Annotated in this window: 20 protein-coding genes; 12 read left to right on the top strand and 8 right to left on the bottom strand. The window is 35.5% G+C overall.

Annotation, left to right across the window (positions count from 1 at the left end):
• Positions 1 to 20: 20 nt before the first annotated feature.
• Positions 21 to 572, bottom strand: a complete 552-nt coding sequence (locus G9C87_RS04690) for a tetratricopeptide repeat protein (protein WP_172278655.1) — start codon at positions 570 to 572, stop codon at positions 21 to 23.
• 192 nt (positions 573 to 764) lie between these two features.
• On the opposite strand from G9C87_RS04690, the gene pepE reads away from it, so the two are divergent.
• The 3 genes from pepE (at position 765) to G9C87_RS04675 (ending at position 4,111) form a co-directional block, all read left to right on the top strand.
• Positions 765 to 1,460, top strand: a complete 696-nt coding sequence (gene pepE, locus G9C87_RS04685) for a dipeptidase PepE (RefSeq protein ID WP_172278653.1) — start codon at positions 765 to 767, stop codon at positions 1,458 to 1,460.
• Between the two features lie 100 nt (positions 1,461 to 1,560).
• On the top strand, positions 1,561 to 2,934 hold the full coding sequence (gene dacB / locus G9C87_RS04680; RefSeq protein ID WP_172278651.1) for a D-alanyl-D-alanine carboxypeptidase/D-alanyl-D-alanine-endopeptidase: 1,374 nt from the start codon (positions 1,561 to 1,563) through the stop codon (positions 2,932 to 2,934).
• A 7-nt stretch (positions 2,935 to 2,941) separates the two neighbouring features.
• Positions 2,942 to 4,111: a sensor histidine kinase gene (locus tag G9C87_RS04675; RefSeq protein ID WP_172278649.1), complete on the top strand. Its 1,170-nt coding sequence runs from the start codon at positions 2,942 to 2,944 to the stop codon at positions 4,109 to 4,111.
• A 61-nt stretch (positions 4,112 to 4,172) separates the two neighbouring features.
• On the opposite strand, the gene G9C87_RS04670 is transcribed toward G9C87_RS04675, so the two are convergent.
• The 5 genes from G9C87_RS04670 to G9C87_RS04650 form a co-directional block, all read right to left on the bottom strand.
• Positions 4,173 to 6,029 (bottom strand): PDZ domain-containing protein, encoded by a 1,857-nt coding sequence (locus tag G9C87_RS04670; protein WP_172278647.1) that lies wholly within the window; start codon positions 6,027 to 6,029, stop codon positions 4,173 to 4,175.
• Between the two features lie 162 nt (positions 6,030 to 6,191).
• On the bottom strand, positions 6,192 to 7,823 hold the full coding sequence (locus G9C87_RS04665; protein ID WP_172278645.1) for a M1 family metallopeptidase: 1,632 nt from the start codon (positions 7,821 to 7,823) through the stop codon (positions 6,192 to 6,194).
• 276 nt (positions 7,824 to 8,099) lie between these two features.
• The gene (gene tatC, locus G9C87_RS04660; protein ID WP_172278643.1) at positions 8,100 to 8,927 is read right to left on the bottom strand and encodes a twin-arginine translocase subunit TatC; all 828 of its coding nucleotides are present in this window, start codon (positions 8,925 to 8,927) and stop codon (positions 8,100 to 8,102) included.
• Positions 8,928 to 9,102: 175 nt separating this feature from the next.
• The gene (locus tag G9C87_RS04655) at positions 9,103 to 9,798 is read right to left on the bottom strand and encodes a type 1 glutamine amidotransferase domain-containing protein (RefSeq protein WP_172278641.1); all 696 of its coding nucleotides are present in this window, start codon (positions 9,796 to 9,798) and stop codon (positions 9,103 to 9,105) included.
• A 115-nt stretch (positions 9,799 to 9,913) separates the two neighbouring features.
• Complete coding sequence (locus G9C87_RS04650) at positions 9,914 to 10,873, bottom strand: SIS domain-containing protein (RefSeq protein ID WP_172278639.1); 960 nt, start codon at positions 10,871 to 10,873, stop codon at positions 9,914 to 9,916.
• Positions 10,874 to 11,034: 161 nt separating this feature from the next.
• Between G9C87_RS04650 and recQ the strand changes: the two genes are divergently transcribed.
• From recQ to G9C87_RS04615, 7 genes are all read left to right on the top strand, one after another.
• Complete coding sequence (gene recQ, locus G9C87_RS04645; protein ID WP_172278637.1) at positions 11,035 to 13,239, top strand: DNA helicase RecQ; 2,205 nt, start codon at positions 11,035 to 11,037, stop codon at positions 13,237 to 13,239.
• A 49-nt stretch (positions 13,240 to 13,288) separates the two neighbouring features.
• Positions 13,289 to 14,374 carry a glycosyltransferase gene (locus G9C87_RS04640; RefSeq protein ID WP_172279681.1) on the top strand — a complete coding sequence of 362 codons (1,086 nt, stop codon included), beginning with the start codon at positions 13,289 to 13,291 and terminating at the stop codon, positions 14,372 to 14,374.
• Between the two features lie 48 nt (positions 14,375 to 14,422).
• Entirely contained in the window at positions 14,423 to 14,821 is a 399-nt protein-coding gene (locus tag G9C87_RS04635; RefSeq protein WP_228456953.1) for a cupin domain-containing protein, read from the top strand.
• 128 nt (positions 14,822 to 14,949) lie between these two features.
• Positions 14,950 to 16,353, top strand: coding sequence for a dihydrolipoyl dehydrogenase (gene lpdA, locus G9C87_RS04630; protein WP_172278635.1), 1,404 nt, complete (start codon positions 14,950 to 14,952; stop codon positions 16,351 to 16,353).
• Between the two features lie 108 nt (positions 16,354 to 16,461).
• Positions 16,462 to 17,334 (top strand): DUF4476 domain-containing protein, encoded by an 873-nt coding sequence (locus tag G9C87_RS04625; RefSeq protein ID WP_172278633.1) that lies wholly within the window; start codon positions 16,462 to 16,464, stop codon positions 17,332 to 17,334.
• Positions 17,335 to 17,365: 31 nt separating this feature from the next.
• Complete coding sequence (locus G9C87_RS04620; RefSeq protein WP_172278631.1) at positions 17,366 to 18,205, top strand: arylamine N-acetyltransferase family protein; 840 nt, start codon at positions 17,366 to 17,368, stop codon at positions 18,203 to 18,205.
• Between the two features lie 188 nt (positions 18,206 to 18,393).
• Positions 18,394 to 19,218 carry a S1 RNA-binding domain-containing protein gene (locus G9C87_RS04615; protein ID WP_172278629.1) on the top strand — a complete coding sequence of 275 codons (825 nt, stop codon included), beginning with the start codon at positions 18,394 to 18,396 and terminating at the stop codon, positions 19,216 to 19,218.
• Between the two features lie 37 nt (positions 19,219 to 19,255).
• Here the strand turns inward: G9C87_RS04615 and G9C87_RS04610 are convergent, their stop codons facing one another.
• Together G9C87_RS04610 and G9C87_RS04605 are read right to left on the bottom strand one after the other, a co-directional pair.
• A complete protein-coding gene (locus G9C87_RS04610; RefSeq protein WP_172278627.1) occupies positions 19,256 to 20,344 on the bottom strand; it encodes a tetratricopeptide repeat protein in 1,089 nt (362 codons plus the stop codon).
• A gap of 35 nt (positions 20,345 to 20,379) precedes the next feature.
• The gene (locus tag G9C87_RS04605) at positions 20,380 to 24,294 is read right to left on the bottom strand and encodes a T9SS type B sorting domain-containing protein (protein ID WP_172278625.1); all 3,915 of its coding nucleotides are present in this window, start codon (positions 24,292 to 24,294) and stop codon (positions 20,380 to 20,382) included.
• 181 nt (positions 24,295 to 24,475) lie between these two features.
• Here G9C87_RS04605 and G9C87_RS04600 point away from each other — a divergent pair, with 181 nt between their 5' ends.
• Both G9C87_RS04600 and G9C87_RS04595 read left to right on the top strand, forming a co-directional pair.
• The gene (locus G9C87_RS04600; RefSeq protein WP_172278623.1) at positions 24,476 to 25,069 is read left to right on the top strand and encodes a TetR/AcrR family transcriptional regulator; all 594 of its coding nucleotides are present in this window, start codon (positions 24,476 to 24,478) and stop codon (positions 25,067 to 25,069) included.
• A 97-nt stretch (positions 25,070 to 25,166) separates the two neighbouring features.
• Positions 25,167 to 26,534 (top strand): TolC family protein, encoded by a 1,368-nt coding sequence (locus tag G9C87_RS04595; RefSeq protein WP_172278621.1) that lies wholly within the window; start codon positions 25,167 to 25,169, stop codon positions 26,532 to 26,534.
• Positions 26,535 to 26,542 lie beyond the last annotated feature (8 nt).

The following is a 26,542-nucleotide window of genomic DNA, read 5'->3' as shown; positions in this document are numbered from 1 at the left end:
AATTTTCCGGATTTTATTTTTTATGAATTTAAGGTTTTGCTAAGTTTTAAAGCATCCTGATTGGTAGGGTCATACTGTAACGACTTAGCTATATGTTCTTTTGCTTTATTACGGTCGCTTTGCTGTTCTGAAAAGGCCAGATAGAAATAAGCATACGCAAGGTTTTTCTTGTTTTGCTCTACTTCCTCAGGTTTTACAGTTGCTATATACTTTTCATAAGCAATTTTAGCATTGGCATCATCTTTAGCAGCCTGATATGCGTAAGCCTGGCTGTAATATGCCGGAGCCCAATCGGGTAATAAAACAGATATCTTTTTCCAGGTTGCCACTGCATTGGTCCAATCTGAAGCATCCTGGTAAGCTGCAGCTAATTTAGCTAACGATTCTGTATCCTTTGGATTGGCTTCAATTTGTTTTTTAAGACCCTCAATACTGGTGTCTCCAGCTTGAGTTGTTGCAGCTGTATTGGCTGTTGTTTTGGTACTATCTACCTGTGCATTAACCAAACTCATTCCTCCTACAAATAATAAACCTAAAAATAGATTTTTGATATTAATTTTAACGATTTTCATAATCTTATATTTTATAATTCTACATTTTGAAATTCAATAATAATTCCATAAATGGCTAAATTTTAGAGGCTTTAAGTTTTTTTAGAAAATATTAACGGATACGGCTATTTTTTTTAGCTTAATTTTTGATTCGTTGTGGTTTCAGTTATCTTTGTACTTCAACTAGTTTTATAACCACAATAATTTCATTGTATGAATATCATATTAGCTTCGACATCAACCATTTTCGGTGGTGAATACCTGGAATATTTAAGAGAAGAATTAATACAATTATATAAGGGTGTTGATGAAATCATCTTTGTTCCTTATGCAAGGCCTGGAGGGATATCCCATGACGATTATACGGCAAAAGCCCGTTCTTTTTTTGAAACAATAGGTATTAAAGTAAAAGGCCTTCATGAATTTGACGATAAAGCCGCTGCTTTATATAATGCGAAAGGATATTTTACAGGAGGTGGAAATACATTTTTATTGGTTAAAACTTTACATGAGGAAAATCTGATGTCGGTTTTAAAGAATAATATAGAACAAGGTAAGCCTTATTTAGGATGCAGCGCGGGAAGCAATATCGGAGGACAAAATATGAAAACAACGAATGATATGCCTATCGTTTATCCTCCAAGTTTTGATTGTATGGGCTTAGTCCCTTTTAATCTGAACCCTCACTATCTGGATCCAAATCCGGAATTAAAACATAACGGCGAAACCCGGGAAACCAGAATTCTTGAATTTCTAACCCAAAATGACTTAAAGGTAATCGGGTTGCGTGAAGGAAACTGGATCAGGAGAATTGGTGGAAATATAACGGTTGAAGGAAGCGAACTGACAAGGATTTTTGAGAAGGGAAAGGCACCCTATGAAATTGAGGCAGGAAGCTCATTAATCTGATCCCACTATCTTTTTTTATATTTGAATAAAGAATGGACTATTCAGCAATGATATAGTCAACATAAGTTGCGAAATAATCAATCACCATAACAATGATGCAATGAAAAAAACACTTGGTGTTCTTATATTATCTACACAAATAGTTTTTGCTCAGGATATCGCTCAAAAATTAGACGATGCTACAAAGGATCTTATGAATTCTTCAGGAGGAGTAGCATCCAGTTTATCGTTTTATGTAACCGATGAAAACGGGCGTTTGATTTACGATTATCAGGGAAATAAAGGACTTTCGACTGCTTCCACGCAGAAAATATTTACGGCTGGGGCAGCATTGGAAACCTTAGGGAAAAATTATACTTTTAAAACAACAGCCGGTTATTCGGGTACGATTTCAAAAGATGTTCTTAACGGAAACCTGTTGATCAGCTCTAATGGTGATCCTACTCTGGGAAGCTGGAGATACGAAGCATACAAACCTGAAAATTTTAAGAAAAAGCTTATCGAAGCAATCAAAACGCAGGGAATTGCAAACGTTAATGGAGACCTGGTGATCGATGATTCATATTTTGACCATCAGACGATTCCCGGAGGCTGGCCCTGGGACGATCTGGGGAATTATTACGGCGCCGGAGTTTGGGGGATCAACTGGAGAGAGAACCAGTTTGATATCAACATCAATGGCACTACTTTTAAAAGCTTTTCCTATCCGCTGGAAGGAGTTCAATGGTTAAATGACCTGAAAGCCGGTGGAAGTTCGGATCAGAGCCTTATTTTCACGGCACCACACTCGGATGTGGCATTGATTAACGGAACTTTACCTGCCGGTAAAACGGTTACTGTTTCAGGATCAACTCCAAATCCTCCTTTACAATTGGGAGTAGAAGTAAAACAGTGGCTTAAGGAAGCCGGAATTAGCTTTTCAGGGAAGGTTATTACGAATTCCCAACTCGAAATTGAGGGGAAACAGATATTTGAAGTTCCTAAGAAAAATATATTTCTTACGTATCAATCACCGACGTTAGATAAGATTATATACTGGTTTCTAAGGAAGAGTATTAATCTATATGGAGAAACTCTTATTAAGACGCTGGGGAAAGAGAAAAAGGGAAATTCAAGCTTTAAAAGCGGAGTTGCCTATCTTAAAGAGTTCTGGAAATCCAACGGGATTAATCCGAATATGATCAATTTTGCAGACGGTAGCGGGCTTTCTCCTCAGAACTATGTATCGGCAAAAGCGGAGGTACAGGCTCTTTTGTATGCTAAAAAGCAACCATGGTTTGATGCCTATTATGACGGATTCCCAACGCAGGAAAACGGGATGAAAATGAAAAGCGGAACTATGAGGGATACAAAATCTTTTGCGGGATATCAAACGGCAAAGGATGGAAAAAAATATGTATTCTCCATTATCATCAATAATTATCAGGGAAGCGGAAATACGGAATTACAGAAAATTCTGAATATTTTAAAATAAAAAAGGTATGAAGAATCGTCCGTTTTTATCGAGAATCAATAACTGGTTTGTATTTACGTTACTTACCGTGATTGTTATTGCTTTGATTGTTTCATCTAATATTCTAATTAAAAATTTAAGGGAAAAAGAGGCTGAAAGAATTAAGGTTTTCGCTACTGCGATAAAGATTCTTCAGGACAATAAGCAGAAAAGTTCTGAGACCCAGGACCTTTTGTTTGCGATATTAACGGAGAATGATCAGATTCCATCAATTTTGACGAATGAAAATAAAGAACCTTTTATATTTGAAGGGAGTTCAAGAAATATTGCCAAAGAAATTCTTGAAAATCCCGGAGAACTAAAAAAGCTAATCTCAAAAATGGAAAATAATTATGCTCCATTTGAGATTGAAGTGGCAAACGGTGATAAGCAGTTTGTATTTTATGATAACTCTTCATTGCTTAACAATTTGCGGTACTATCCTTATTTCTTAGGGCTATTTATCCTATCCTACCTGTTATTTTCATTCTGGTTTCTGAGGACGATTAAAAAAACGGATGAAGGGTATGTATGGGCAGGTCTGGCGAAGGAAACCGCACACCAGATCGGAACTCCGCTTTCATCCATGATAGGATGGATGGAGATTATGAAACTGGAAAATCCGGATTCTGAAGGAATTGAAGAGATAGAAAAGGATATTGAGAGACTGAGAACCATTTCTGAACGATTTTCAAAAATCGGATCTGTGCCGGAGCTTAATGATATGAATTTTAATCAGATGATTCAGGAGAATTATGAATATTTAAAATCCAGGATTTCAAGTAAGATAAGTTTTACCCTGCAGCTACCGACATATACTATTCTGGTTCCGCATAATAAGATCCTGATGAGCTGGGTTATTGAAAATCTGGTGAAAAATGCCGTAGATGCTATGAAAGGGGAAGGATCTTTGCAAATGTCCGTATTTGAAAGAAATAAAAATATCCTGGTAGAAGTGAAAGATACGGGTAGCGGGATGACAAAGCAGCAGGCAAGAAATGCGTTTAAACCGGGCTATTCAACAAAGAAGCGGGGTTGGGGATTAGGATTGTCGCTTGCAAAAAGGGTAGTGCAGGAATACCATAACGGTGACATAAAGATTTCACAGACAGAATTGGGCAAGGGGACTACTTTTAGGATAACAATTAAGAAAGGATAGAAAGTGTGTAAAAATAAAAAAAGCGGGGATTGTTCCCCGCTTTTTCATTAAGTATTGTTTATTATTTCTTTCCTGTTAACCACTGATCCTGCAGTTTTTGTTCTGCCGGTGTAGGATTGGCTTTGTATTTAAGCGTTTCCATAGTTAACTTATCAAGGATTGCTTTTCCTTTCAGCTCTATTTTATCAGTCTTATCTCCATTTTTTCTAAGAACTGTTACTGTCACGGGTTGTCCTTCTTTGATGGTTTTGGTATAATTGATAAATGCCTGTATATTTTTCACATCAATAGTTTTTCCGTCTATTGCATAGATCTCATCCGTAATTTTAAAACCAATGCTCTTCGCAAAAGGAGATAAAGGAGAGTTTTCATCAAAAATGAAAGTATTGTTTTTCTCGTTAAATCCTGTTTGGTTTGGGTCTTTAATAAACCAGAAGATTGGTGGAGTTTCCTGTTTTGTTATTTCCACACCTACCTGGTTTAAATAGTCAGCATAAGGTGTTGGCTGATTTCCTGCAATATATTTGTTGTAAAAATCTTTAACTTGCGGGTAGCCGGTAACAGTTACCAGTTCATCGATCAGTTTGTCGTCCTTAAACGGTTTGTTTTCACCAAATCTCTGTGATAATTTTCTGATCATATCACGATACCCCATCTCACCGTTGGATAACTTTCTAAGCTCAATATCCATACACATCGCCAGTAAGGCTCCCTTTTCGTAAACATTTCTGTACTGATCCTTGTAAGGCTCTACAAGAACATTTTTACTCATTACGGTAAACGGCATTGTGTCGTCATAGTTCTTAGAATTGGTGATTTTTTCACCTATTCTCTTCAGGAATTCATCCTTGTTGATCAATCCTTCCTGGATTTGGAATAAATTTGCGAAATACTCTGTTCCTCCCTCATACATCCATAGATGTTGAGACATTTTAGGATCTGCATAATTGAAGTAATGAATTTCTTCAGAGTGAGTTTTCAGTGGGTTTACCGTATGGAAGAATTCGTGTGAAACAACATCGGTAATGGTTTGATCGATAGCTTCTTTAGGCATGACCTCCGGTAATACAACACTTGTAGACTCATGGTGTTCCAATGCCCCGAAACCTTTAATCTGGGGTCCTTCTCCACCTGAAAGGTAAAGCATGATCGCATACTTTTTATTGGTATTCATATCACCCAGGAATTTCTTTTGGGCAACGACCATTTTTTCAAGGTTGGTTTTAAAGTCAGCTGCTTTATACTTTCCTGTCGGAGAATAAACGCCTAAAACCAGATCCATACCGCCTGCATTAAAAGTAATATAGTCCGGTTTGGTGTACATTAACGGAGAATCTGTCACTTTTGCATAGTTAGCCAACGTAAAAGTGTCTGTAGCTTCTGATTTATCCTGATCTACGAGGGCAGTGGTTCCATAGAAATCAGCGGGCTTCTGAATGACCAACTGGTAAGGAACATCCTGCATATCATCTATATATCCTATAAACCCATGGGTATTGATTAAATATACTTTTCCAGCTTCAATATCAGTTCCAGACGGAGAAAATACCGCTTTGTGTTTTTCAGTATTCAATTCATCATCAAAACTGTCATTGACCAGATAAGTTACCTTTGATAAAAACTGAGCATTTTTAAGTGCATAGGAATTGTCATCCACTTTAGTGTAGGCCAGCTCTCTTCCTTTGTTATCGAAGAATTTGATACCTTCTATAAATCTTCCGTAATCATCCACGGAATAAGTTCCGGGAACTGTTTTAGGAAAATGGAATTTTACATTGCCGGATTTCATTTTAGGAAATTCCATTGTTACCGCCACCTTATCGTCTTTTACATTCACCAGGTCAATATTGGTTTTAATAGACTGGGCATTGGCCAGAACAGTGGCTAATATACCTAAGCTTAGTGCTATTTTTTTCATTGATTAGAATTTATAGTTAAGTAGTTGTTCTAAAAATGATTTTGTTACAAATAAGATTCCATTGTGGTATTAAACTTTTCTTAAAATAAAGAAAGCGCTGAAATGCAGAAGGGCGAAAAAGCGAATTTGCAAATTAGCGATTTACTCTATCAGCCTTGTCGCTTATTGTACCTTCTTATAATTCACGTAATAATTTTTATTAAACTCAACAGGAGTACCTTTTTTCAATTTTACCGTTTGCCATTCCTCCGTTGGATTTATAGTTTGCTCTCCGTCAATTCTGATAGGAAGCTTGAAGTTCTTAACAACATTGGTGTATCTGAACTTCAATGCTTCTCCTTTTTGAGAGTATTCCAGTGTCGGAACTTTAATAGTTCTCAAGTACTGGTTGAATACACTGGAAAAGTCAATGCCTGATTTCGAATTGATGTAGTTTTCAATTTGCTGAGTAGTTACCGTCTGGTGGTAGAATTCCTTATTAAGACCTCTTAAGATCTGTCTGAACTTATCATCATTGTTGATAACCTGTCTGATCGTGTGGATCATGCTGGCACCTTTAGGGTACATGTCACCGCTTCCTTCATTTCGAACTCCGTATTTACCGATAATCGGGATGTCATTGCTTATGATATTGCGTATTCCGATAGCATATATATCTGCTGATTTTTTATCCAGGTATTTTTCTGTAAAAAGAACTTCTGAATAATTGGTAAAACTTTCATGGATCCACATGTCAGCCTGATCTTTTGCGGTGATATTATTGGCAAACCATTCATGTCCGCTTTCATGGATAATGATAAAATCCCATTTCAATCCTACTCCCGTACCGGACAGATCCCGTCCCAGATATCCGTTCATATATTGATTACCATAAGCTACGCTACTCTGATGTTCCATCCCCAGATACGGAGAGTCCACAAGTTTATAAGAATCCTCATAAAAAGGATACGGACCAAACCAGTACTCAAAGGCGGATAGCATTGGTTTTACCTGCTGGAATTGCTTTTTTGCTTTTTCTAGATTATAGTCCAATACCCAATAATCCAGATCCAATTTCCCTTTTTCCCCGTTAAAAGTATCTTTAAAATTGACGTATTTTCCAATATTAGGAATAATGGAATAGCCGTTGATCGGGTTTTTAACTTCCCAAGTATATATGGTTTTATCTCCGTCCGCTTTTTTATCGATTAAACGTCCGTTTCCAACCCCAACAAGACCTTTGGGAGCAATGATTTTCATAGTAATGCCATTATCCGGCTCGTCACTCCATATATCCTTTGTAGGAAGCCATATAGAAACCCCTATGCCTTCATCAGCGACGCTCATCCAAGGATTTCCTTTTTCATCCTTGGTAAAAACCCAGCCGCCATCCCAGGGTGCTTTTTTGGCAATCACAGGATTTCCTGAATAGGTGATATCAATGGTGTATTTTTCGCCTTTTTTGAAGTTTTTATTTGTGGTGATGAAAATGAAATCCCCATCCTGTTTGGTGTCGGCAATCGGAAAACTAGCCTCTACTTTATCGGCTTTCATAGGTTTTTGAAGATCGATCTGGAAAGTAGGGTTGGTGACATCTTTGATGATTTCAAAACTGATCTTGTTGGTTCCTTTAATGCTTTTCTGATCAAAATCCGGTTCTACGGAAAGATCATATCTTTTTACATCCCAAAAGTTTCGGAATTTAGTGTTAGAACCTTTTAAAGTGTCCTGCTTTGTAAATGTTTCCGGTTTTTCGAAGAATTGTCCAAAAGCAAGTCCTGATGCAAGTAAAAGTGAATATGAAAGTTTTTTCATCTGATATCAAATTATTAATCTATCAAAAATAGAAAATTAATTGAAGATAAATTGTGAAAGCATAAAATAGTTCTTAAAACTAATATCGGTGACAACGGGCAAAATAATAGCCCTGCTTTCCGTTACAATCCTTTTTGTAAAAAAGATTGTAACGGAAAGCAGGATTAAGCTCCTGAAAAAAAATAAATCGAGTGGTTATATCCATAAAAAAATCCCGCAGATTAATCTGCGGGAATATGGTAAGAAGACGCTTTCGGTCTTCGTTTTTTGCTGACACTACTTCTGAACGACAGGCAGGTTTCCTTCATGTTTCTGAACCTTTTTATAGGTATAAGAACACATGACAATACTGAATTCATACAACAACAATAATGGCAGGGCTGCCATAATCATACTTAAAACATCAGCAGGAGTAATAATAGCTGCAACAACCATGATGAGCACAATAGCATGTCTTCGGTATGTTTTCATGAATTTCGGGCTCAGAATTCCGATCGTCGTAAGGAAATAAATAAGGATAGGAAATAGAAAAACCACTCCCATACCTAATACAACCTGTAAGAATAACGTGGTATAATCACTCAGATCATAAAGAGGAACGATAATATCGGAAATTTTGAAAATCACCCCAAAGTTGACGGCAAAAGGAAGAATCAGAAAGTACCCTGATAAAACCCCTGACATAAACAATATCCACACCGCATTGATAATGAAGATCGAATTTTTTCTTTCTTTCGGATGTAATGCAGGACTGACGAAACGCCAAAGCTCCCAGACTATATAGGGAAATGCCAGAACAATCCCCCCGAAAATAGAAACCGCCATCATGACATTGAACTGCTGATAAAGCCTTTGTACACGAACAGGAAATTCTTTTGGAAGATGTATGCTGTCTTCTCCGAGGATCATCCTCGAAAAGTGATTAACAATTTTAAAAGTGGGAAAGTCATTTCTGGTAGGACCGAAAAAAATATGGTCCATAATCCAATTGATATTAAAGCCAATGATAAAAGCGGCAATAATAATAGCAATAATTGAGCGAATCAGATGCCCTCTTAATTCTCCAATGTGCCCAAGAAAGGACATTTCCTTTTTTTCTTCCATTATATAGAATCTATCTAGAATATTAAGGTCTTACAAAGTAAAAACTTTATAATATATAAGCATGCAAAACTATGAAATTATAATGAGTAATTGTAATTATTGATTATGATTTTGCTGTCCTTTTTATATAATCACTGATCCCGGTAAATTTTTACCGGGATCAGTTTTTAGATTTCTACTTTTCTTGTTTTTCCAATATTTCCAGCACTTTTTCACCAACCGCTCCTCCTGATTGAGGATTTTGGCCTGTAACCAGTCTTCCGTCAGCAACGGCGAAAGAAATAAAATCTTTATCGGCTTTTACATAGTTGGCACCTTTGCTTTTTAAAACATCTTCTGTCAGATAAGGCATATGGTCAGCTAACTCAGCTGCTACCTCCTCCGAATTTGAAAAACCGGTAAGTGTTTTCCCCTTAATCAGTAATTCACCATCTGAAAGCCGGATGTTAAATAAACCTACAGCACCATGACAAACAGAAGAAACAACTCCTCCGTTTTCATAGATCTTTCTTGAAATATCCTGTAACTCCTTATTGTCAGGAAAATCCCATACAACACCATGTCCTCCGGAATAGTAAATAACTTCATAATCTTCTGCATGAATATCCTTAGGCTCTAAAGTATTTGCCAACTTTTCCCTGAAGGATTGATCTGCATAATATTTCCAGTCCACCGGTTGTACAAACATTTGGAGGGAAACAGGATCAAGAGGAGTGTAACCACCTCGGGGGCTTACAAAATCGATTTCATATCCTTTTTGGGATAATTTTTCATAAAAATGAACTGCCTCACCTAGCCATAAACCGGTTGCACGATCCATTTCAGGGTATTTTTCCACACTTGTGACTACGATTAATGCTCTTTTCTTCATGTTTTTTTGTATTTGTTCTTACAAGATATGGATTTTAAAAAAAGTTGGCAAGGGTAAAAATAAAGTTCCGGCTTGCGAAGCAAGCCGGAACTTTATTTTTATAAGATGTTATTTTTTAGATAATTCCTTCGTCCAACAATTTGTGAAGGTCTATAATTCCAAAGTATTTACCATTTTCGGTTACAATAAGCTGGCCGATATTGTTTTCTTTTAAAACTTTCATCGCATCTTTTGCGAGAACATTTTTTTCAATGGTTTTAGGATGGGCAGACATGATATCTTTGGCCAGAACCTTAGATACGTCTTCATCTTTTAACAGCATCCTTCTCAGGTCACCATCCGTAATCACACCGATGATTTCATCTTCTTTTGTAACCACAGTAATTCCATGACTCGATGCGCTGATTGAGATAATTACATCCCGTACAGGTGCATTTTCGCTTACCTGTGGTTTTTGTGATGAAAGGAATTGTTCAACCCTTGCGGTTAAGTTTTTTCCTAAGCTTCCTCCGGGGTGGAATTTTGCGAAATCGTTTTCTTTAAAGTCGTTGAGTTCCATCAGGCAGATTGCCAAGGCATCTCCCAGTGCCATCTGTATGGTAGTAGAACTGGTCGGAGCTAGTTTATTGGGACAGGCCTCAAGGTCCACATGGGTATCTAAAATGATTTCAGAAAATTCTGCCAGTTTGCTTTTTCTGTTTCCTGTCATTCCTATTAATGCTGAAGAATAATCTTTTAAGAATGGAACAAGATTGGCAATTTCAGGTGAATTTCCGGAATTGGAAATGCATAAAACCACATCCTGTTTCTGGATAACTCCAAGATCTCCATGAATGGCTTCCGAAGCGTGAAGGAACTGGGAAGGAGTTCCGGTGGAATTGAGTGTGGCAACAATTTTATTTCCCACATGAGCAGATTTTCCTATTCCAACAACAATTAATTTTCCTTTTGCTGAATGAATAACCTCTACTGCTTTTACAAATTCATTGTCTATTCTGCTTTTTAATTTTTCAAGTTCTGAAATCTCTATTTCTAATGTTGTTTTTGCTATTGAAATGATATTTGCTCTTTCCATTTTTACCTTTACAATTTGTATACAAAATTCTCCCGATATAAATTTATACTTTAAAAAGAATATTTAATATAAATTTTATTTTTTATAAATTCGTTCGCTTTTATTATAAGCAAAAATTTTATAACTTTGGATTAGATGCAAATTTAGCAATAGAAAATTAGATGAGCGCAAAAAAAGCCAATTTATCAGGCGAATTGAAAAAGTATTTCGGGTTTTCTACTTTTAAAGGTCAACAAGAACAAATTATAGAAAATCTGTTACAAGGGAAGGATATATTTGTTTTGATGCCGACAGGGGGAGGTAAGTCATTATGTTACCAACTTCCGGCACTCATTTCTGAAGGGACGGCGATTGTAGTTTCTCCCTTAATCGCATTAATGAAGAATCAGGTAGATGCCGTAAATGGTCTTTCATCTGATGATGGAGTAGCACATGTTTTAAATTCATCATTAAATAAAACCCAGACCAAGCAGGTCTTTGATGACATTAAAAGCGGGAAGACAAAATTACTTTATGTTGCTCCTGAATCATTAATTAAAGAAGATTATCTGGATTTCCTTAAGGAAGTTAAAATTTCATTCTTTGCTATTGACGAGGCTCACTGTATTTCAGAGTGGGGACACGATTTCAGACCGGAATACAGAAATCTGAAATTGATTATCGATAAAATTGCCGACGTTCCCGTTATTGCACTTACAGCCACGGCAACTCCTAAGGTTCAGGATGATATCCAGAAAACATTGGGAATGACGAATGCATTGGTATTTAAGGAAAGCTTCAACCGTGCTAATTTATACTACGAAGTACGCCCGAAAGTCAATGTAGATCTTGAAATCGTAAAATTTATTAATCAGCATAAGGGAAAATCAGGAATTATATATTGTTTAAGCAGGAGGAAAGTAGAGGAATTTGCGCAGCTTTTACAAGTGAATGGAATTAATGCATTACCATATCACGCAGGTCTTGACCAGAAGGTAAGGGTGGCTAATCAGGATAAATTCCTCATGGAGGATGCTGATGTTATTGTTGCAACCATCGCTTTTGGGATGGGAATTGATAAACCGGATGTGCGGTTTGTAATCCATTACGATTTTCCGAAGTCATTAGAGAGTTATTACCAGGAAACGGGACGCGCAGGAAGAGACGGTGGAGAAGGACACTGCTTAGCCTTTTATGATCCGAAAGATATCGAAAAGCTTGAAAAGTTCCTTGCTCAAAAGCCGGTTTCAGAAAGGGAAATCGGATTACAACTTTTAAATGAAGTGGTAGGTTATGCTGAAACATCCATGAGCCGGAGACAGTATATTTTGTATTACTTTGGTGAAGCTTTTGATCCTGTTAATGGAGAAGGAGCTAAAATGTGTGATAATGCATCAAACCCTCCAAAATTAAAGGATGCTACAAAAGATCTGAAGAAAGTTCTGGAACTGATCAGGGAAACTGGAGAAAAGTTTAAATCCAAAGACCTGATCTCGGTGATCTCGGGAAAAGAAAGTGCTGTCACCAAATCGTACAAGCTTGAACAAAGTTCATATTTCGGTTTCGGGAAAGATCAGAAAGATAACTATTGGAAAACGATCTTAAGACAGGCTACTGTTCAGAATTTTCTACAAAAAGATATTGAAACGTACGGTGTTTTAAAGATTACGGATAAAGGCCTACAGGTTCTGGACCATAATTTAGATCACGTGTTTATGATAGCAGAAGACCGCGAATTTGACCTTACACAGTCAAAAGCGGAAAGTGATCAAGTGCAGATGCAATCCGGAGGAGGACTGGACCAGAATTTATTTGGTCTTTTAAAGGAACTGAGGAAAAAAGTAGCTAAAAAATACGGAATTCCTCCTTATACGGTATTCATGGATCCTAGTTTGGAAGACATGACGGTTCAGTATCCGATCACAGTGGAAGAAATTGCCAAGATTTATGGAGTAGGGGAAGGAAAAGCCAAAAAGTATGGAAAGGAATTTGCCGACTACATAAAAACCTATGTTGAAGACCATAATATTGAACGTACTCAGGATATGGTACTGAAGCAGGTAGCGAATAAATCGAGCCACAAAGTATTTATTATTCAGAGTACCGATAAGAAGATCGATCTTGAGGATATTGCAAGAGCCAAAAATTTAACAATGAATGAATTGTTGAAAGAAATGGAAAGTATTGTATACCAGGGAACGAAGCTGAATATTGATTACTATATTGAAGATAATTTCGATGAAGATATTGTAGATGGCTTCATGGAATTCATGAATGATTCTGAAAGCGATAGCATGAAAGTATTGCTGGATGAATTCGGAGATGAGCTTTCTGATGAAGAGGTCAGAATGTTAAGGATAAAATTCATTAGTGACGTAGCTAATTAAATTAAAAATATGAACCTTATCCGATCATGGGTAAGGTTCTTTTACAATGATGAAAAAGATTTCTGTTATTTTTATTCTGCCGGATTTGGAAACCGGAGGTGCAGAAAGAATTATTACCACAATTGCAAATCATCTTTCACGGGATCGTTTTGAACCTAAGATTTTGCTTTTACGGAAACAAGGAGGTTATCTTAGCTTTCTTGAAAAAGATGTTGAAATTATTGATATCAATACAGAAAGAATCAGACATTCATTAAAGCCTATTTTATCGGAGATCTATAAAAGGAAACCTGATATTGTATTTTCAGGATTTGGTGAGGTAAATGCTTATTTATCATTGTTTATAAAGCTTTTTCCAAGGACGAAGTTCATTGCCAGAGAAACAAATGTGGTAAGTGAGCATGTGACGCGGAAAGAAATTAAATTCTTTTATAATTTTTATAATAACTATCAACGGATCATCGCACAAAGTGATGACATGATGAGGGATCTGATGAAGAATTTCAATATAAAATCGGATAAGATTGTGAAGATCAATAATCCGGTGGATTTTGATTTTATCAATCAGAAACTTGCCGTTTCCCAAAAGCCGGAATGCTTTGCGTACAATTACAAAAATGTTGTAGCCATTGGAAATTTATCTTCAAGAAAAGGATTCGATAACTTACTGAAAGTTTTTTCCCGTTTAAAAAATGAAAATATTCTGCTCCATATTCTGGGGGATGGAAAAGACAAAGAAATCCTGCATCAGATGAAAGATTTTCTGGGATTAAAACATGTATTTTTCCATGGAAGACAGGAGAATCCTTATCAATACTTAAAATACGCGGACCTTTTCATTCTTTCTTCAAGATATGAGGGATTTCCTAATGTATTATTGGAAGCCGGGGCTTGTGGAACTTACGCTCTTGCCAACAACTGTCCCGGAGGTATTAATGAAATCATCCAACATCAGGTAAACGGTGAGATTTCGGATATCAATAATCATGAAGATTTTTCCCAAAAGATCATGAGTATCCTGCATCAGACCTATGATAAAGAAGCCATTAAAAGTTCTATTAAATCAAGGTTCTCCAAGAATATTATTCTCGATAAATACGAAAAACTTCTGTTGGATGTAGTTCGTAGTTCATAACAAAAATTGTTAATAGGCTAATTACTAATTATTAAACCAAAGGTTATCATGGAGAAAATAATTAAATCGTTTGCAATAGCTATTTTAATGGTGAATTCTGTAAATCTTCTGGCTCAGAACACCCAGCTTTCCAGAAAAGAGTTGCTAAAAACAGGTCTTGATCAGAAAGTTAAAACTGCGGAAATTCAGGAGGTCACAATAGCTGCAGGCGTAGCGGCACCGGAGCATCTGCATCCTTGTCCGGTATTGGGAATAATAAAATCAGGAGATGCTGTTTTTCAGATAGAAGGACAGCAAAAAATAATACTCCATGAGGGGGATGCTTTTTATGAACCAAAAAACGTTAAAATTCTTCATTTTGATAATGCATCAGCTGAAAAACCACTCATTTTTTCAGCTATTTATTTAAAAGAAGGAAATGAAGAAAATATCAAACTATTGAAATAACTCCTGTAAAAGGTAGGATGTCCTGTTATCAATTCTAAAATTGATAAAACTCACTTTGGTGCTTGGTAATTTATCATTAAATTTGTAAGACTTAAGATAGATAATAATAAACAAATTCATAAAATAACATGAGTCAATTCGATGTTACCGTAATAGGTTCTGGTCCTGGTGGTTATGTTGCTGCAATTCGTGCTGCGCAATTAGGCTTCAAAACAGCAATTATTGAAAAATATTCAACTTTAGGCGGAACTTGTCTTAACGTTGGATGTATTCCTTCTAAAGCACTTTTAGATAGTTCCGAGCATTTCGAAAACGCAAAACATAATTTTGCAGGCCACGGAATCATTATCAATGATCCTCAAGTAGATATTGCAAGAATTATCGAGCGTAAAAATGAAGTGGTAAAGCAAAATACAGATGGGATCAACTATCTGATGAGCAAAAACAAAATTACTGTTTTTGAAGGTGTTGGAAGTTTTGAATCAGCTACTCAGATTAAAATCAGCAAGAAAGATGGTTCTTCAGAAACTATCGATTCCAAATATACAATCATTGCAACAGGTTCCAAGCCGTCTTCATTGCCTTTTATTACGCTTGACAAGGAAAGAGTAATTACTTCTACTGAAGCTTTGAATCTTAAAGAAATTCCTAAGCATTTGGTAGTTATCGGAGGTGGTGTAATCGGTCTTGAGCTAGGTTCAGTATATTTAAGATTAGGATCTCAGGTTACTGTTGTTGAATTTATGGATAAGATCATTCCTGGAATGGATGGAGCATTAAGTAAGGAATTACTGAAAGTTCTTAAGAAGCAGGGAATGAAATTCATGCTTTCTACTGCTGTTTCTGCTGTTGAGAGAAGTGGAGACTCTGTAAAAATTACAGCTAAAGATAAAAAAGGAGAGGAAATTACTGTTGAAGGAGACTATTGTTTGGTTTCTGTGGGTAGAAAGCCTTATACAGATGGTTTAGGTCTTGAGAAGGCTGGAGTAGAACTTGATGAAAGAGGCAGAGTAAAGGTAAATGATCATTTACAGACCAATGTTGCCAATATTTATGCGATCGGAGATGTGGTTAAAGGAGCTATGTTAGCACATAAAGCTGAAGAAGAAGGCGTATTTGTTGCTGAAACTTTAGCAGGTCAAAAGCCACACATCAACTACAATCTTATTCCTGGTGTAGTATATACATGGCCTGAAGTTGCCGGAGTTGGTAAAACTGAAGAGCAATTAAAAGAAGAAGGTGTTGCTATTAAAGTAGGTTCATTCCCAATGAGAGCATTAGGAAGAAGCCGTGCAAGTGGTGATATTGACGGATTGGTAAAAATCATTGCTGATGAGAAGACAGATGAGGTTTTAGGAATGCATATCATCGGAGCAAGAGCCGCAGATTTAATTGCTGAAGGTGTAATTGCTATGGAATTCCGTGCAAGTGCAGAAGATATTGCAAGAAGTTCTCACGCTCACCCAACATATGCTGAAGCTGTTAAAGAAGCGGCATTGGATGCTACAGGGAAGAGACCAATTCATATGTAGTATTTACTGAAGATTAAAAACTTCAAAATTGATATAAAAAGAGAAACCAAAACTTGGTTTCTCTTTTTTTTGGCATAAAAATAGAGATGCTGATATAAAAGTAAAATAATGAAAAATATATTTATTGGTTTAGCGATGTTTACCGGAATTTATTCTTTTGCTCAGGAAGCTGGAAAAGCAGGAGAACTGTTAAAAAATGAAGCTTCTGTGACTGAAATGAAATCTTCAGCGGCCAAAGGAAATCAACAAAATAATACTACTAAAAATAATACTACTAAAAGCAATTCCGGCTTTCGAAACGGTAATCAAAATAATGGTTTTAAAAATCCCAATTATCATTGGAACCAAAATTATGGATATGCAGAAGTTTTTCTGAGGATTCCTGAACTGGGATACTTCACTGTTGAACTTGGTGATCAATCCATTTCAAACAATTCGGGAAAATACCGTTTCTTTGATTTGCAATCCGGGAGAATGCCCATATCAATTTATGATAATGGATTTTTAATTTACAGATCGACTCTGATGTTAAGGAATAACAACAGAATGGTACTCGATTTTTTTACCAATGAAGGTTTATATTTATTGGATTCTTACCCGATTCAGTACGGATCTTATGGCTTCAACGACTGGAATGATATATGGAATAATCCTTATGGTAATCAATCCGGAAACTGGAATCAACCGGGCAATACTATGGATGCCCGCACATTCAGCCAATTTTTTGAAATGCTTCAGAATAATGAGAAATTTGATGACGGTAAAATAGCATTGATTAATCAGCAGATGCGTACTTCCTTTTTTACTTCACAGCAGATAAGGGATCTTGTAAAGTCGTTGAGTTTTGATAAGAATAAATTGGCCCTGGCGAAATCCATGTACCGAAAATGCGCAGATAAGAACAGGTATTTCATGGTGTATGATGCTTTTGATTTCGAAAGCAGTAAGCGGGAATTAATGGAATATATAGCAAACTCATAATAAGCATCTAGACAAATTTTAAATTTAAATTATGGAAAGATCAGAATTGGAATTGTATTTAAAACGGTTGGGAACGTACTGGAACCATGAAGATAACGGCGAGCTGAAAGGCTTGCAGAAATTACATCAGTTGCATCCTAAACATATTGTATTTGAAAATATTGATTCTTTCACGGGCATCGTTCCTTCTTTAGACATAGGTGCCATTTTCCATAAACTGGTTACACTTCAAAGAGGTGGATACTGTTATGAACAAAATATACTGTTTAAAAATATCCTGACGAACTTAGGGTTTACTATTAAAATGCATCTGGCCAGAGTCCTGTGGAATAGTGCCAATGGTAAAGCAACGGCAAGATCACACATGATGCTCACTACAGAAATTAAGGGTCTGAAATACCTTGTGGACGTGGGGTTCGGTTCAATGACGCTTACTTCACCCATATTACTTCAGGCAAATATAGAACAGGAAACTCCAAATGGAGTGTTTCGATTGGTTAACAATGACATTTTTTATCAGTTGGAAGTTTTGAAGGAAGAATGGCTTCCGATCTATAAATTTTCACTTGAAGAAGTGGAGCAGCCTGACCTGGAAATGGCAAATTGGTTTGTGGCCACTGGACCTGATTCTGTATTTGTTCAATCTCTTATGATTTCCAGTGTAGATGAAAAATCCAGATATTCCCTTTTTAATCATGCATTCACTATACGCGGAAATGATGGAAGAAAAGAAAGTCTTGAAATTACTAAGCCTGATCAATTAAGGTTTATCCTGGCCAAACATTTTAATCTTGACAAGCTTTCGGATCAATTATTAAACACAATGTATAACAAGCTGAACGAAATCCGGATTCGTTTTCAGACAACTTAATAACTGATTGCTGAATAATCAACTTTGTAGCTAAGTTCTCTTTTAAAACAGACCTCTTTATAAACTGGTATTGGGTATTCGGATTAATAAAATTAAATCAGGAAATTCAGGGAAATAGAAGTTGACGGAATTATTTCTGAAGGAGTCATTTTATATTTCCGTACCTTTGCAGACTAATTTTATCATCAATGCAACTCGGAAGAACTCAAACTTTAAAAATTTCAGAAAAAAATAATTCAGGATGGATCCTGATCGATGAATCGGGTGAAAAGGCTTTTTTACCAAAGGTTTTCGCTCAGGAAGATAAGGAAATTGAGGATGAAATTGAAGTTTTTGTGTATCAGGATGATGGTAAATTAAAAGCCACGACTGAAATTCCATTGGCTGAAGTAGGAGAGTATGCAGTAATGACCAGTGTTCAGAGTTTACCTAGTGGTGCTTTTATGGATTGGGGAATTATTAAAGATTTATTCATTCCTTATAAGCAACAAAAATCCAAAATTATTGAAGGCAAGAGATATCTGGTATATCTTTATGTAGATGAGGATCTGGAACTGATCACGGGAACAACAAAGTTTAAAAGGAATCCTCAATATGAAAATCTGCCCTTCCAGAAAGGGGATAAAGTAGATCTGATCATGATGAATGAAAGTGAACTGGGTTGGAATGTTGTCATCAATAAAAAATACATAGGATTGATCTATGCTTCTGATGTTTTCAAAAAGCTATATCCGTTATCTGAAGAAAAAGGCTACATTAAAGCCATTCGTGAAGACGGTAAGATTGACGTTTCCTTACAGCCTGAAGGTTTTGAAAATATTGATGCATTTAAGCAAAAAATCCTTACCAAATTAGAGGAGAACTATGGTCTTCTTTATCTATCTGATAAATCTACTCCAGAGGAGATCAAAGATGAAATCCAGATGAGTAAAAAGAACTTCAAGAAAGCAATCGGAGGTCTTTATAAAGATAAGATCATCGATATTATGGAGGATAAGATCAGATTATTATAAATATAAAACGAGCAGAATTTTCTGCTCGTTTTATATTTTAATTTTTACATTTCAAATTGTATTCACTTTCTGCAATTTTTTGTCCCTCATTTTTTAGATATTCCCAAATTTTGCAGGCTTCTTCTTTTTTACCTATTCCAAAATTGATAGCGGCAGAATTATAATAAGCATCTAGTTTTTTAGGATTATATTTATATGCTTGATCAAATAACTCTATTGATTTTATATAATTTTTGTTTTGATATTCAAGTAAAGCTTGATTAAATAATGAACTAGATTTTTGAGTTTGCTGATAAGAGATATTCTCTTCATTATTTGAATTAAAGTCGATGGAATAAAAGCTGTATATTTCTCCATAGCTCTCAATTTCTTTACTTAGTTTATAATAACTTTCAAAAGCAAAAGGTATTTTAATTATTTTAAAATTATTCAAAGAGGCAACATCCCAATTATTAAACTTAATTAAATCTTTACTTTTCTTATTTATTTGATCTAATAACTCGTTATCAAAGGAGATTAATTTAATTGTAACAGTTTTAGTTTGAACATTGATAAAGATATAACCATTAAATTTGTAATTAATTGGCCTATCCTTTACTGAAAAGGGTTTAGTGATAGTCAGGTCTTTAAGTTGCCTTGTACTTAGTGGGTTTTTAAATGTAGGGCTTAATATGTTATTAGCTATTAAGGTGTCTTTATTTAAATTTTTTTTAATTTCATTTTGAAGGACAATATCTTTTCGTACATAGAAATATCTAAGGAGATCTTTTGCTTCAAAACCCTTAATATTTTGAGATAAAATTAAACTATCTTTTCCTAATTTCTCTATTGTTAAAGAAGACTCACTAGATGTAACTAACCTATTTTGAATTAGATTGTAATTGGTTTTAAATCTCGAATCTCTAAAAGAGCTAAATAATGTTTGATTATTAACAAGAAGATAATCATTTTTATTTATAATTATATTGTAATTCTTTTCTGAAATGTTTTTTAAAAGAAATGGTTTACTACCATCTTTCGTTTCTAATTTATATAAATACCAATCATTTATTAAATTGTTTTTGTCGAACTGTGCATTACAGCTGGAAAATAAAAGGATTAGTAAAAGCACAAAAATTGTTCTCATTATTCGCTTTGTTAAATTAATTTTAAATATTTATCTTATTCTCTATTTTTAATCAGCAACCATCCATTGTATAATCGCCCATCTGAAACCTTTATAATGTACCAATAGCTTCCTGTAGGCAATGGTAATGAATTGTATTTTCCGTCCCATTCAAAAGGTTTTTTACTGATGATATCTTTGAATACCGGAATACCTCTTCTATCATAGATGCCGACTTCAGTTCCTGTATAATTTTCAAGGCCTCTTATCTTCCATTTATCGTTGATCCCGTCACCATTAGGAGTAATTGCATTAGGAATATTGAATATAGAAAAGTTTTTCTGGCCAATGATGCAACCTGATTTTGTTCTTACATAAACAGTATATTCTCCCATGCTTAAATTATTAAAGACATTGGAATCCTGCCATGTCACATTATCCAGTGAATATTCATAGTTTCCACTAGCTGAAAGTAAAACAGTTGCAGAACTATTAGCAATTGTTACAGAAACGATCTCAGCTAAAACAGAATAGCTAACCTGCGTATTTGCAATGCTTTCACATCCGAAACTGTTGGTTACTTTCACAGAATAGTTTCCGGGAACGGATACTACAATAGTCTGTGTTGTAGCTCCTGTATTCCATAGATAAGAAGCAAATCCGCTTCCTGCATCGAGTGTTAATGTTTTTCCCTTGCAAAAATCAATGTTTTCTGGAAGACTTATTTTAGGCTTTGGATTTAATGTTAAGCTTAATCGTATCACTATAAAACATCCATCGGGGGTAGATACTTTTACATGAATAACACTTGAGCCAATGCTCATCATATAAGCTGAAGGATTTGGAATCGTATTTCCTGCACTATCGGTATAAGTAAAGGTGTAGTTTTGCGGGTTAGGAATAATATTTCCTTCATACGAATGAAGATTAATAGCCATTGTTGTTCCGGTAGAAGTATTGCATAAAGCATCTGTGACATCCTGAGCAGGAACATTATTGATGGACAATGTAACAGCTATGGACTGCTTTTCAGATTCGCATCCGTTCAATGTTTGAGTAACAAAATACGTTTGTCCATGTACCAGTGGTGTACTGAGAGGTAAAATATTCCCGCCCGCATTGTAAAACACGAGTGATGTTCCCGTAACAGCCAGATTAGCTAACGTAGGATTGGCAGAGGCACAAAAATCCTGAGTAGCATTTGCTGCTGGCTTAGGAGTGGAATTAACTGTCACCTGAATTGCTATTTTGTTGCTTTCACAGTTGTTAATGGTTTGTGAAGCATAATAGGTTTGCCCGCTTACAAGCCCTGTATTTAAAGGTAAAAGGTTTCCTGATGCATCATACCATTTTATATTCTGACCACTGATCTGAATATCTGAAACTTTTGGCTGATTAGTAGCGCAAAATGTTTGTTGTAAATTTTGTGTTGCAGGGAGAGCCGGAGAGGTTATAATTACATTTTGGTTTTGTGTTGCCGTATTTCCATGACCATCATTATATGTCCAGTGGATTATATAAGTTCCCGGAACAGAATAAGAAAGCGGATCTGTTGTGGTTGCTGTAATAATTCCTGCGCAATTATCAGTTGCTGTTGGGAAAGTTGAAATTACAGTATGGCAATCTCCTGTGACATCCGGCATATTGGCAATATTTGGAACCGGTGCAACAGTATCTCCTACGATTACATTTACAGTGAAGCTTCCGTCACAACCGCCTGACCCTGATACCTGACAGATATATGTCCCTGCATTAGCGGCTGTGGCATTCGGAATAGTAGGATTTTGTTGGGCAGAACTAAATCCATTAGGTCCGGTCCAGCTATATGTTGTTCCCCCGGTTGCATGTAATTGGATGGAAGAATTGATACAAACAGGAGAGTTTGAGGTTACTGTAGTGGCTGATGTACAATCCTTAAATTTAGCAATAAAAATATCGTTTCCACCACCAGGTAATTGCTGAAATGTTCCAGGGGTTGCGATACCTGATGTATTTCCACCTGACATTCCTGTTAAATAAATCGCATCATCATTATCTTTTGTTACCTCTCCTTGTTGTGTCGCACCATTTCCTGTATAATAAGTACCCCATTCCTTTACATCATTTTGGTTATATTTAATTAAAAATGTAGAATTATATTGTGCCGGCATTCCCATATAGGCACCGGGAGTCGATATATCCGGAAGGCCATTGAAATGTAAACCTGTGAAGAAAACATTTCCCGAAGTGTCAGGATATGCTAATAATTGAGGATCTCCATGAAAATTAAAGTAGTTTTTTGTAACGGTATTATTCGCAAGGTTAACCCGCCAAATTCCTGGCTGCCCCTGAGGAAAAGCAGTTGTAGTATATTTTCCCGGAAGAATTAAAATATTATTTACAATTCTTGCTTTTAACACAAGTTCAGATCCTGCGTTTCCATAATAGCTTGATCGAAGAATGGTGTTTCCTTGTTTCGATAATTTAATATAGATTCCGTCTGATTCTCCACCTTTTATAGATTGAAAGGCATTAATCATGGGGATATTTGAAGATTGTGTAGCTCCAATTATTTCAAGATCATTGTTTGAAGAAAAAATATGGAAAATAGAAGTTGAACCATCACTTTGCCCAAAATAAGTTGCCCAATCTACATTACCTGTTGTTGAATTTAAAGAGGCTAAAATTCCATCTGTATATCCAAGAGGTGTAGATTTTGTTGGTTGCATTGCATTCACAGTTGGGAAATCAGAACTGAAAGCATCTCCTCCGATATATATCTTATTTTGATTATAAGAAACGGAATTAAGCTTGTCTTGTCTGCTGGAAACAAATTCTTTTTGAAAGACAAGAGCGCCATTATTGTCAAATTTTACTAAAACAATATTTTCATTGTATGGTCCTCTTTGAATAGTTCCCCCGGCATAAATACTAAAATCTTCGTCAAAATCAACATCCATGAAAACATCAGTCATTCCAAAACCATAATATGTTCCCCAAAGTCTTTGTCCGCTTGGCGTCAACTTCATTAAAAAAGAGTCAAGTCCACCGGCAAGATTCTGTTGATAGGTACCTGAAGTAGCAAAATTAGTATAGCTACTGGTGGTACCAAATAAGTAACCCTTATTTTGACTATCAGTTTTTATTCTACCATAATCATCACCTGTTCCACCCGCATGGCTTCCCCAGATTCTTGTTGGAACCGGATCAATGATAATAGTTTTAGTGGAAATGTCAATTGGAGTATTAAAGCTAAAAGTTTGATTACCAATATCATTAAAAGAAACGGGAATACTTACATTTATATTCTTGTTTTTAATCCAACTGTTGGGAATATTTTCCTGCATTTTTCCAAAACGCATATCCAAGGTAAGCTTACCATCTTTAATTGAGGTTGGAGCCCCACTAAATTTCATTTTTATATCTGAAATTTTTCCGCCTGGATTGATAATAAAATTGTACTCAATGGGCTTCATAGTGTCTTTTGGTTTAAAAAATACCAAATCAATATTTGAATAAATATTCTTGTATACTATTTTTTGGAACCTGTGTACATTGGTTATTCCTTTAGAATTATTGGGAATGTTGTAATAATTGTCAAAATCATAAGATTTTCCCTCCGCAATAATTGCAACACTTTTATTTGAATTTAGTAATTCAATATCAACTCTATGAAATAAATGTTCGTAAAGGAATTCATCCTCATAATACGTTTTAGCGTTTAAAGATTTATCTTTTTTAAATTTTTGGGAATTAGGATTGGATGTCTTTTTCGTTTCGTATACATCATAAGAAAACCCATTAGATCGAAGTTGAACATTCAGCCCTGCTGAATTGTACAAATATTTTACATCAGTATTTTCTTTTCCATCCTGATCAACAATCTGGCCTTTGTTTTCGTAAAAAAAATACTGATTATCCTGTATAGCTTTGGTTTGAGAAAATGTGAGTCCATAAGTGAACACTGATAAAAGAAATAAAATTTTCCGCATCTATTATTAATTTCCGGCAAATATATAAAAACGCCTCACTTTATCGGGATTAATAATCATTCATCTGTAAGTGTTTGTTTTAAAACATGATGTAAATCATGAGATTCATTTAATTATTTTGTTTAACAATTTTGTCAAAAAAAAAATTTGATCTACATTTGCACAAATTTGTTTAACAAAAATGTCAAATCAAGCAAAAAAAGACCAAACACAAGAATTGATCAAAGAAACTGCGAAGCACCTATTCTTTGTGAAAGGGAAGTTTGATGCTACTACGCAAGAGATTGCAGATGAAGCCGGAGTGAATAGAACGCTTATTAATTACTATTTCCGTTCCAGAGATAATCTGATGCAGATTGTATTTAATGAAGCGCAAAAAGTAGAACAAGAGAAATCTAAAATTATACAGAATTCCGATCTGCCTTTTAAAGAGAAAATAAGCCAGTTTATAGAAGGCAGCTTATCAACAAGCCTTCAATATCCTTATCTGGAAACTTATATTGTTTCACAGATCAATAAAGGGAATTGTCATCAGAAGGATATAGAGGAAGATGATTTGAAAAAGATGTATGAAGACATTGAAACGGAAATGGAAGCAGGAAATATAGAGAGAATGAAACCTATCCAATTTATTCTGAATATGGTTTCTTTATTGGTATTTCCCAGCGCAATACGTCCTCTTTTGATGGAGAATCTAATGATCAGTGATAAAGAATTTGATAAGATCATATCAGAGAGAAAAGAGATCATACTGAATATTTTATTTAAAAATTAGTTAAAAGCTTAAAGTATTTTTAAATATGATCCGTCCTTTAGGAATAAAGTATTTGAAGAAGAACATCTATTAAAAAAATAAACGAAGTAATAAAATTATGAAAAGAAAACGTATAACTGCACAAAAGCTAAAAATAGGGATAGCTGCAGCATTTATGATTTTCGGTTACTCATCGGTACATGCTCAGCAACAGGTTTCTTTAAAAGAAGCCATTCAGCAGGCCCTGAAAAATAAGGCAGAAGCTAAGAAAGCTGCTTTACAGGTAAAAAAAGCTGAATATAAAATTGATGAAGCCAGAGCCGGTGCTTTACCGCAGATCAGTGCTAATATCAGCAATACTTTTAATCCTATTTTACAGAAGTCTGTTCTTCCTGGTGAGATTTTAGGAATGCCGGGACAGATGATTCCGGTGACATTCGGAACAAAATGGCAGTCTGTAAACTCTGTAACGCTTAACCAGAATATTTTTGACCAGAGAGTATTCATCGGTTTAAAAGCTGCTAAATCTACCCGTGAGTTTTATATTCTTAATTCACAGCTGACCAATGAACAAATCATTGAAAATGTAGCGACAGCTTATTATCAGGTTTTTGTTCAGGAAGAAAATCTTAAGACGATTGAAGCCAGTTATGCTAATACGGAAAGGGTAAGAAATGTGATCAAAAGCTTAGTTGATAATGGCCTTGCTAAATCTATAGACCTGGACCGTACCAACGTTCAGCTTAATAATATAGGATCGAACAGGCAACAGCTGATCAACGGGGTGGAAGTGGCTAAAAATTCATTGAAGTTTTATATGGGAGTTCCTATTGAAACACCGATTGAGCTTGAAGAAAAAACAATTGAACCCAATCCGCAGCTTTTAGCAACCAATGTGAGCCTGGAACAAAGATCTGAATTAAAAGTACTAAATAAACAAAGAGAGTTATTACAGTTTAGTAAAAAAGCAACAGAAGCTTATCTTTATCCTACCGTGGGATTAACAGCCAATTACGGATGGCAGGGATTAGGAAATAAATTTCCTTATTTCACAGGATCTTCTCAGGGAACCAACTGGAGTGATTTTGCTTCCATAGGTCTAGCCATTAAAGTTCCGATTTTTATGGGTGGCCAAACCAAGGCTCAGATTCAACAGGCCGAAATCGATATTCAGGATCTGGATCAGGATATTGAGAAAACTAAGCTTAGCCTAAACCTGGATTATAAAAATGCTATTTCCAATATGGAAAATGCGATCATCAATATCGAAAGCATGAAGAATAATGTAGGACTGGCAGAAAGGGTTCAAAGCAACACACAATCCAATTATCAGTATGGTTTAGCAACACTTACAGAAGTTCTGGATTCTGAAAATGCTCTTACTCAGGCAAAACAGAATTATGCGAATGCATTGCTGGATTATAAGCAGGCTGAGATAAAACTGATCAAAGCTAAAGGAGAATTAAATACATTAGAAAACCAATAATAAACTAA

The sequence above is a fragment of the Chryseobacterium sp. LAM-KRS1 genome (assembly GCF_013184525.1).
Taxonomy (GTDB): Bacteria; Bacteroidota; Bacteroidia; order Flavobacteriales; family Weeksellaceae; genus Chryseobacterium; species Chryseobacterium proteolyticum.
Note: the sequence above shows the minus strand (reverse complement) of the source record. Positions and strands in the feature narration are given on the sequence as shown.